Here is a 9,570-nt window from a genome sequence, read left to right as displayed (position 1 = left end):
ACCCGCCACCCGCCACCCGCCACCCGCCACCCGCCGATCATGCGCCGGTGGTTTCGCGCGACGGGGGCGAGTCGCTTCGCGTGCGGAGCGTTCGCGGCTGCTTCCCGTGAGGGCTCGGTGACCCGTCGTAAGAGGTGGTTCAAGGCCTCCGGGTCCCCTGCGGGACGACCGTACGATGGACGCGGTCCAGTGCCGTACCTAGGAGGATGACCGTGGCGGACGAGCTCGAGCCGGCGACCCCGGAGACCGAGGCGACCGAGGCCGAGGAGCCGATCAAGCAGCGCAAGAACGGCCTGTACCCGGGCGTGTCCGACGAGCTGGCCGAGAGCATGAAGTCGGACTGGGCCGACACCGAGCTGCACGGCCTGGAGCCGATCGCCCAGGCCGCCGAGACCGCCGCGCGCCGCGCCGCGCTCTCCGCGCGCTTCCCGGGCGACCGCCTGGTGATCCCCTCGGGCAACCTGAAGACCCGCTCGAACGACACCGAGTACCCGTTCCGGGCATCGGTCGAGTACGCGTACCTCACCGGCAACCAGACCGAGGACGGTGTCCTGGTCCTGGAGCCGGTGGCGGACGGCCACGAGGCGACGATCTACCTCCTGCCGCGCTCCGACCGGGAGAACGGCGAGTTCTGGCTCTCCGGCCAGGGCGAGCTGTGGGTCGGGCGGCGGCACTCGCTGACCGAATCGGCGGAGCTGTACGGCATCCCCGCCGCCGACGTGCGCGAACTCGCCGACAAGCTGCGCGAGGCCGGTGGCCCGGTGCGGGTCGTACGCGGGTACGACGCCGGCATCGAGGCGGCGCTCCACGACAAGGTCACCGCCGAGCGGGACGGCGAGCTGCGGGTCTTCCTCTCCGAGGCACGGCTGGTCAAGGACGAGTTCGAGATCGGTGAGCTGCAGAAGGCGGTCGACTCGACCGTGCGCGGCTTCGAGGACGTCGTACGCGTGCTGGACAAGGCCGAGGCCACCTCGGAGCGCTACATCGAGGGAACGTTCTTCCTGCGCGCTCGGGTCGAGGGCAACGATGTCGGCTACGGCTCCATCTGCGCCGCCGGCCCGCACGCCACCACGCTGCACTGGGTCCGCAACGACGGCCCGGTCCGCTCCGGCGACCTCCTGCTGCTGGACGCGGGCGTCGAGACGCACACGTACTACACGGCCGACGTCACGCGCACCCTGCCGGTCAACGGCACGTTCAGCGAGATCCAGAAGAAGATCTACGACGCCGTGTACGACTCCCAGGAGGCCGGTATCGCCGCCGTGCGGCCCGGCGGCAAGTACCGCGACTTCCACGACGCCGCGCAGCACGTACTGGCCGAACGGCTGGTCGAGTGGGGGCTCGTCGAGGGCCCGGTGGAGCGGGTCCTGGAGCTGGGCCTCCAGCGCCGCTGGACCCTGCACGGCACGGGGCACATGCTCGGCATGGATGTCCACGACTGTGCGGCCGCGCGCGTCGAGTCGTACGTCGACGGAACGTTGGAGCCGGGGATGGTGCTGACGGTCGAGCCCGGCCTGTACTTCCAGGCGGACGACCTCGCCGTCCCCGAGGAGTACCGGGGCATCGGCGTCCGGATCGAGGACGACATCCTGGTGACGGAGGACGGCAACCGGAACCTGAGCTCCGGGCTGCCTCGCCGCTCCGACGAGGTCGAGGCGTGGATGGCTTCTTTGAGGGGTGCGCGGGGCTGAGGCTGGGCGGGTTCGTCCGCGGGTGAGTGGGGGGCTTGCCGCCACATCACCCGCGGACGCACCCGCACCCGCACCCGCAGAACGACCCGGGCCCCGAGCCATCAGGCGCCCAAGAGGACCGAAGGAGGCGAAGGGGGCACAGCCCCTGGGGACGGGAAGGGTAAGGGCGGCGGGGGCGGAACCTTTACGCGGGCACCCGTGCGGTGAGCGGCAGGGCGTCCACGAACAGCGCCCCGGCAAGCAGCGACCCACTCCCGCGAGGACTCCACCCCCGCCCCTGAAGATCCGTGTCGAGCGCGGTCAGAGCCTCCCGCCCCGCATCGGTCGTCGTACCCCCCGCGTCGATCACGCCCTGCGCCCCCGCCTGCACGTGCCGCAGCCCATGGGGCCCGGCTGTGTAGAGCAACTCGGTGTCCTGGAGCGTCGACATGACCGTGAGCAGCGCGTCGAGGCGGGCGTCCGGCTCAGGCGTGCCGGCGGTGCGTGCCCTGGCCAGGACGTCCAACGCCCGCCGCACATGGGGAAAGCCCGCGCGGGCCTCGCCCCGGGCGCCGGCCGCCCCGTACTTGGCGGAGACCGACGACCCCCGGGAGGGGCGCCTGGGTGCCCGGCGGTCGGGATGTGCGGCGATCTTCTTGGCGGTGGCGGCGAGTTCGCGCCCCCGGGCGCCGGGTTCCATGGCCGCCGCGGCGACCAGGAGGCCCAGCACCCAGGTGGCACCGCGATGACCGCCCCCGGCGAGTTGCATGGAGTGTTCGGTGCAGCGCCCGATCGCGCCGAGTTCGGCGCGGAGTTCGGGGGTCGCCGCACCGTTGCGACGAGCGCAGGCCGCCATCGCCGCGAGGCCGGGCACCAGTGACTTCGCCGACCAGCGCAGGGCGCGGTGGTCCTGCCGGGTGACGCGGGCGCCGAGGTCACGCGGGTCGGGCAGGCCGGGCTTGGGTGTCAGTTCCAACTGCCGGGTGAGCGCGGCCACCGCGGCCCGCGCCAGCGTCTCGTCCTCGCGGCTGGTCATGGGCGTACCCTACGAGGCCGACTCGGAGCTGATGGCGTTGTCGGTCGGAGCGTCCGTCGGAGGCTCGCCCGACGGGGGCGTACCGCCGCCACCGCCACCGCCGCCGGCGCCCGTGTTCTCGGCGTCGGGGTCGACGCCGAGAGTGAGGAAACCCTTGTAGCCGCGGGCCGGGTCGGCCTTCTTCACGGCCTTGAGGGTGAGCAGGCCGCTGGAGGCGCCGCCACCGTCGTAGACCATGTCGTTGTCGAGGGTGGTGTAGCTGCCGCTGTGCCGGGAGTAGGGCTCAAGCGTGAAGATCTCCTGGGCGATCCCGTCGTCGAAGAAGAACTGGCCGGTGTAGTTGACCTTGCCGCCCTCGTAGGTGCCGTCCTCCTTCTCGCCACCGGTGTGCACCTTCACGTGGATGTGGCAGGTGCGGGGGGTGTACCAACCGGGGAAGATGGTCTCGAACTTGACGACACCGTTCGCATTCGCGATCTGGTAGCCGCGGAGGTAGGTGGCGTCGTCGGCGGTCGAGCCGTCCTCGCTCTCGGCCAGCGCCGAACCGCCGGGATTCGCGGTGGTGTAGCCGGAGTAGTAGCCCCAGGCGTCGCAGTGCCAGATCTCCACGGCCGCGCCGGGGACCGGGGTGCAGCCGTCGGTGGCGTCCACGACGGTGAGGCGCAGTGTCAGCGGAACACCGCTCTTGCCTTCGGTGATGTTCTTCCGGACCAGGGCGCCGTCCAGGTAGTACGGGCCCTCGGTGACGCTCGACATCAGTGTCATGCACGCGCCGTCGGTGCTCGTCGCGGACGGCGTGGCCGTCCCCTCGGTGCTGCCCGTCGCCTCGTCCGCGAACGCCGACTGGTACCCGGCGACCGCCAGACCACCGGCGGCGACCGTCCCACCGGTCACCACGAGAGCGCGGCGCCTCGTGATCGTTTTGCTTGTGTGCTTTCCCGTCATGGCAGCGAAGTTAGGGACGCAGTCCGTCAGGGGGCTGGGGTGTGGCTGTGAGCGGGCTGAGAGTGCTGAGAAGGCTGAAGCCGCCCGGAACGGTACTTTCCCCGCTCAACCGCCGTGATCCGACCGGGCGATGAGACGGTTCTCACGTTTGCCGCCCCGAATACGGACGAGGCTTGTGTTGCCGTCCGAAGCACTCCTCGGCGTCGGCTATGTTCTGGTCGCAACCAGCAGCTGACCGAAGATTCGGCGTCGTCAGTCCGGTCGGCCGCTAACTTCTTCTGCGGCCGACGCTTGAGTGAGAAATTCCTGTCGGCATCTGCTTCGTCGAGCCGCAAGACCGCAACCCCGTCAGTTTCCACGCACAGATTGATGAGGTCTCCATGAACGCATCCCTCGACCCCACGGCCGAAGAGTCAGGAACTACGGCCGCCGTCGGTCCGGAGCGGGTGTCCTTGGTGCAGTTGGCGGCGCGGGGCGGCGGCGCGCTGTCGCCCGCTCTGACCCGTGCCGTGTCGAACGGCGTCGAACGGACCGGTCCGGGAAGGGTCGCGGTGGCGGCCTTCCAGTCCTCCGTCTGACAGCCGCCCGTACCTGGCGACACACAGATGAACGTCATGGGCCGACCGCTCCTTCCTCTACGCCAGTTCGTGCTGAAGATGCACAGTCGCTGCGATCTCGCGTGCGACCACTGCTACGTGTACGAACACGCGGACCAGAGCTGGCGCGGTCGGCCCAGAGTGGTGTCGGACGAGGTCCTGCGCACCACGGCGAAGCGCATCGCCGAGCATGCGGAGACCCATGGACTGACCGCCGTCCACGTGGTGCTGCACGGCGGCGAACCCCTCCTCGCGGGCCGGACCCGGCTGCGCAGAGCCGCCACGGAACTGACGGCCGCCCTCGGCGGCGTGTGCGAGCTGGACCTGCGGATCCACACGAACGCCGTCACGCTCGACGAACGGTTCCTGGACCTGTTCGACGAGTTCGGCATCAAGGTCGGCGTCTCGCTGGACGGCGACAGGGCCGCGAACGACCTGCACCGGCGCTACGCCGACGGGCGCAGCAGCCACGACCGGGTCCTCAGAGCCGTCGCCCTGCTCAACCGGCCCCGCTATCGCCACCTCTTCGCAGGCATCCTCTGCACCATCGACCTGCGCAACGACCCGGTCGCCGTCCACGACGCGCTCGCCGAACTCACCCCGCCCCGCGTCGACTTCCTCCTCCCGCACGCCACCTGGGACGAACCTCCGCCGCGCCCGGCCGAGGACATCGACGGCACGGCGTACGCGCGCTGGCTGCTGACCGTCCACGACCGCTGGGCCGCGACCGGACGCTCCATGGACGTCCGTGTCTTCGACTCGGTCCTGCGGACCCTGCGCGGTGAGAGCAGCCTGACGGAGTCGCTGGGGCTGGCCCCGGCCGACCTCGCCGTGATCGAGACCGACGGGACCTTCGAACAGGCCGACTCCCTGAAGACCGCGCACGACGGAGCCCCGGCCACCGGCCTGGACGTGTTCGCGCACTCCCTGGACGAGGTCGCCGCGCATCCGGGCATCGTGGCCCGGCAGCAGGGCGTCGAGGGACTGGCCGCGCAGTGCCGTGCCTGCCCGGTGGTGCGCTCCTGCGGGGGCGGCCTCTACGCCCATCGATACCGGTCCGACGGCAGCGGATTCCTCAACCCGTCGGTGTACTGCTCCGATCTGCTGTCCTTCGTCACCGATCTCCGGGACCGTCACATGGCCGACCACTCCGTACGACCCGCGCTCGCCGAACACCATTTGGCCGAGCTGGCCACCGGTCGCGGCACGGACACCACGGTCGACCTGCTGGCCCGTCACCAACTCGCTCTGGTCCGCGAGCTGCTGGGCCATGTCCGGCACGGGACGACGCACACCCCACCGGACGGCGACGCCGAGAAGGCCGAAGCCGCCGAAGCCGGCGAAGACGGGGGAGACGGCGAAGACGGGGGAGACGGCGAAGACGCCTGGAACACGCTGACCGTCCTCGACAGCGAGGCACCCGAATCCGTGGACAGGGTCCTGGCCCACCCCTATGTACGGTCCTGGGCGCTCGGCTGCCTCGGGTCCGGTCCGCAGGCGGGACCGGCCGAGGGTGACGCGGAGTCCGCCGCGACGGCCACGCGCGGGATCGCGGAGATCACCGCTGCCGCCGCGGTGCGCGCCGGGCGCCCGGCAGCGGTCGTCGTCCCGGTCCACGAAGGGCTGCTGCGACTGCCCTCGCTCGGGACGCTGACGGTGGGAGCGGGCGCCGAGCGCGTCGTGGTCCGCACGGATGCCGACGGCTTCACGGTCCACGCGGACGACCGGACGTACACCCTGCCCCGGAACGGCCCCGAGGACCCCGCCTGGCGGGGAAGCCGTCGGTTCGAACTGGACGGCTGGACCGTGACTTTGGAGGACACCGACCCCTCGCGGGCCTGCCACGGCCATCCGGCGCACCCCCGGCTCACCGAGGAGGAGGCCGAGGCGTGGCGGGCCGACCTGACCGGGGCCTGGGCCTGGATCCGCCGCGAACTGCCCCAGTACGCGCCGGGAATCGCCGCCGGACTCCGGGTGATCACCCCGCTCCTTCCCTCCCCCGAGGGTGCCGACATCAGCTCGGCGGCCCGCGACGCCTTCGGCGCGGTGGCCATCGCCCGCCCCGCCACACCTCGGACGCTCGCGCTGCTCCTCGTCCACGAGTTCCAGCATGTGAAGCTGGGCGCCGTCCTGGACCTCGTCGACCTGCACGACCCGACCTGCGGCAAGCTGTTCTACGCACCCTGGCGGCCCGACCCGCGCCCGTTGGAGGGACTGCTGCAGGGGACGTACGCCCATCTCGCGGTGGTCGACTTCTGGCGCGCCCGGTGGCGGAGCGCGGCGGGCGCCGAGGCCCGAACCGCCGAGATCCAGTTCTCGCGTTGGCGAGACCAGACAGCCGAGGCGGTGGAGACTCTGGCCGCATCCGGCGCGCTCACGCCCGTCGGCGAACACTTCGTGGCGGGGATGCGGGAGACGGTGCTCAGGTCGATGACCGCGTCGGTCGGTCCGGACGCTCTCCGCACGGCCCGCGAGATGGCTCAGGAGCACCGGGGCAACTGGCGAGCGGCCTCGCGTCCAGCGACCTGACGAGGGGTCTCCGAGATCCGACTCCCGAAGGACGACCGTGGGTCGCCCAGAGTTGACCGTGCGATGGTCCGCGCCCCACTCGTACGACTGGCCCCCCGCTCACGGAGCGTCGGGGGACACACGTGCAGGGTGCCGGTCTGGGCAGCGGGGGAAGCGGTCCGTACTTCTTCCTCAGCCATGCGCACACGCCGCATGGCGATTCGAGTGATGCCGACCCCACCATGTGGGTGAAGAAGCTGTTCGACGGACTGCGCGAGCACATCATGGAGCTGACCGAACCTTCCCAAGGGAGCCGAGGTCGGATTTCTGGACCAGGGGATACAGGTCGGCACCCGATGCACCGACGAGTTGTCGGCGAACCTCGCGCGCTGCAAGGTGTTCGTACCGTTGTACTCACCTCGCTACTTCCGCAGCGAGCAGTACGGCCGGGAGTGGTGGGCCTTCTCCCAGCGGCAGGGCGACCATCGGGCGCACGGCGGCGGCGCGCGGCACGGCGCGATCATCGGCTCGATCCCATCAACAGCGAACGCCCATGCTGGTCGCCTCGCATGCCTCCAGTGCACAGCCGACCGACCGGTCCCGGCTGCCCAGACCGCGCAGGGAACCTAGCCCCCGTCGGCAGCGGCTCTTCATCGGGACGCGCGGGCCCTACGCGGCCGGACCGGGCGCGGGTCTGGGCGCGCTACACCGCCACCAGCGGTGCGTCCTCGCGCCACTTGAGGATCTTGTCGAAGCTGACGACGGCGCCTCCGTGCCCCGGTTTGTTGCCGATGTGGACGTGGTCGGCGAGTTCGCGGATCAGGCAGAGGCCGCGGCCGTTCTCGGCGTCGGTGTGGGCCGGGCGGACCGGATGGCGGTGCGGGAAACCGGGGCCGGAGTCGGCGACCTCGATACGGCACTTCTCGCCGTCGAGGTAGGCGGTGACCCGGTACGCCTCGGTGGTGGCGCCGGCCGAGACCGCGCCGCCGTGCTCGACCGCGTTGGCACAGGCCTCACTGAGGGCGACGGAGAGGTCGTAGGAGACGTCCGGGTCGACGCCCGCCGTCTCCATCGTGCCGATCAGCAGTCGCCGGGCGAGCGGCACGCTCGCAGCCTCGCGCCGCAAATGGAGTGACCACCAGATGCTCATGCTCCAGCCTCCAGGCCGCGGCTCGACATACCGTTACGTATTGCCGCCGAGAGCGGTGCGCAATCGCCCGGACACCGTCTCTCCGCCCATACGGCGGATGCGTCCCCCGTGCAATCGGTGTATGCGGACCGAACCCTTCCGAATCACCCACCACTTTTGACACTCGGGCCCACAACTCTTGGGCCCCGGAAGGCTTCGCGATCAAGGAGACCGGGGGACGGGGCGGCCCCGCGTTCTTCAGGGACGTGACATGAAATGACATGAGATGAAGAACAGCCCGTCATTCAGGGCTGCGGAGAGCAGCGGGTCCCGTCCGGGCCACGGGAACAGCGGGTCCTTCAGGCTGCGGGGCTCTGCGCTCTTCAGGGACATCGGTAGGACAGCGCACCTTTCCGGCACACGGAGAGGGCTCCGGTCCTTCCGGGCCAGGAGACGCAGCGCCGACTTCCGGGCCCGAGGGCACACCGCACCTTCCGGGCCCGAGGGCGCAGCGCCGACTTCCGGGCCAGGGGGCGCAGCGCGACTTCCGGGCCCGAGGGCGCGGCGCCGACTTCCGGGCCAGGGGGGGCACACCACACCTTCCGGGACACAGAGAGGACGCCGCTCTTTCCTGGGCCGCAGGGCACAGCGCACCTTTCGCGCCAGGGGCGCAAGGCACCTTCCCGGACAGCGAAGAGGACAACGTTCCTTTCTGGGCCGCTCGGCCCACAACGTTCCTTTCTGGGCCGCTCGGCCCGGCGCGCCTTTCCGCACCGGGGGCGCAGCAGTCTTTTAGGGGCGCCGGGAACTGCGCGACAAGCCCCCACAACCCGCACCCGCCAACCACCCACGCATTCCCCCCCCCCACCGCGCCCGAACCCCCACCTGAACACCGCCCCCCATCTCCCCGTACCTCACCCCATGAACCCGCCGAACCCAGCGGAGCGCCCCGGTGCGATGATGGGCCCGCCATGACTGCCCCCCATCCACACCGGCCAGGCGCTCCGCGCCGGGTGCGCGCCGGAGGTGAACTCCGGGTTCTGCGGGCCGCGGTGTTCGCCGCGGTCTGCGTCGTGCTGGCCGGGGCCGGACACGCGCTCGCCTCATGCGCGACAATCCCGCTGTGGAGCCTGGGTGTCGGTTTCGCCGGCGTCTTCTCCGTCGCGGCCGCGCTGGCCGGACGCGAACGCTCGCTGCCGGGCATCGCGGCGACGCTGGCGGTGGGCCAGACCCTGTTGCACATTCTGTTCGGGCTGGGCCAGCACGGGGCGACGGCCACGTCGCGGACCACGGAAGCCATGGACGCCCTGCTCGTCGAGCGCGCCGCCCGCTTCGTGTGCGGCGCGACCGCGGCGGCCCTGAGCCCCGCGCAGGCCCGGCGGATCCTCATCGAGGCCGGTGTCGGCGGCACACACGCCGCCCACGACCCGGCAGACGCCATGACGACCGCGGCAGGCTCCCCCGCCGCCCTCCTGCCGTCCCTGCCCATGCTGCTCGGCCATGTGCTCGCGGCCGTCGCCGCCGGGTGGATGCTCCGCCACGGCGACCTGGCGCTGCTGCGCCTGACCCGGCTGTCGGCGCAGGAGCCACTCGTAGGGTCCCTGCGTGGGGCGCTCGCGCTGGCGCGGGTCCTGAGGTCCGGGCTCCCGAGCGCGCCGGAGGCCGTTTCGGCCGCCCCGCGCGCCG

At 71.5% G+C, this 9,570-nt stretch carries 7 protein-coding genes; 4 read left to right on the top strand and 3 right to left on the bottom strand.

The genetic code is table 11. The annotated features are described in order from the left end of the window. The first annotated feature begins 206 nt into the window (after positions 1-206). Positions 207-1,691, top strand: a complete 1,485-nt coding sequence (locus AWZ10_RS13565; RefSeq protein WP_046709471.1) for an aminopeptidase P family protein — start codon at positions 207-209, stop codon at positions 1,689-1,691. A 184-nt stretch (positions 1,692-1,875) separates the two neighbouring features. Here AWZ10_RS13565 and AWZ10_RS13560 read toward each other — a convergent pair whose 3' ends face one another. Further along, positions 1,876-2,706, bottom strand: coding sequence for a triphosphoribosyl-dephospho-CoA synthase (locus AWZ10_RS13560; protein WP_060891166.1), 831 nt, complete (start codon positions 2,704-2,706; stop codon positions 1,876-1,878). Between the two features lie 9 nt (positions 2,707-2,715). Next, positions 2,716-3,651: an intradiol ring-cleavage dioxygenase gene (locus AWZ10_RS13555; protein WP_208618493.1), complete on the bottom strand. Its 936-nt coding sequence runs from the start codon at positions 3,649-3,651 to the stop codon at positions 2,716-2,718. A 380-nt stretch (positions 3,652-4,031) separates the two neighbouring features. On the opposite strand from AWZ10_RS13555, the gene fxsA reads away from it, so the two are divergent. Further along, positions 4,032-4,229, top strand: coding sequence for an FxSxx-COOH cyclophane-containing RiPP peptide (gene fxsA / locus AWZ10_RS13550; RefSeq protein ID WP_037689515.1), 198 nt, complete (start codon positions 4,032-4,034; stop codon positions 4,227-4,229). A gap of 27 nt (positions 4,230-4,256) precedes the next feature. Continuing rightward, positions 4,257-6,776, top strand: a complete 2,520-nt coding sequence (locus AWZ10_RS13545; RefSeq protein ID WP_060891165.1) for an FxsB family cyclophane-forming radical SAM/SPASM peptide maturase — start codon at positions 4,257-4,259, stop codon at positions 6,774-6,776. Between the two features lie 682 nt (positions 6,777-7,458). Here AWZ10_RS13545 and AWZ10_RS13540 read toward each other — a convergent pair. Then, the gene (locus AWZ10_RS13540) at positions 7,459-7,905 is read right to left on the bottom strand and encodes an ATP-binding protein (RefSeq protein WP_060891164.1); all 447 of its coding nucleotides are present in this window, start codon (positions 7,903-7,905) and stop codon (positions 7,459-7,461) included. A gap of 950 nt (positions 7,906-8,855) precedes the next feature. On the opposite strand from AWZ10_RS13540, the gene AWZ10_RS13535 reads away from it, so the two are divergent. Further along, the coding region (locus tag AWZ10_RS13535; protein WP_234361136.1) for a hypothetical protein at positions 8,856-9,570 on the top strand (715 nt) is incomplete at its 3' end.

The organism is Streptomyces europaeiscabiei (genome assembly GCF_001550375.1).
Lineage (GTDB): Bacteria > Actinomycetota > Actinomycetes > Streptomycetales > Streptomycetaceae > Streptomyces > Streptomyces europaeiscabiei.
The sequence above is the reverse complement of the archived record's forward strand: the minus strand, read 5'-3'. Positions and strand labels throughout refer to the sequence as shown.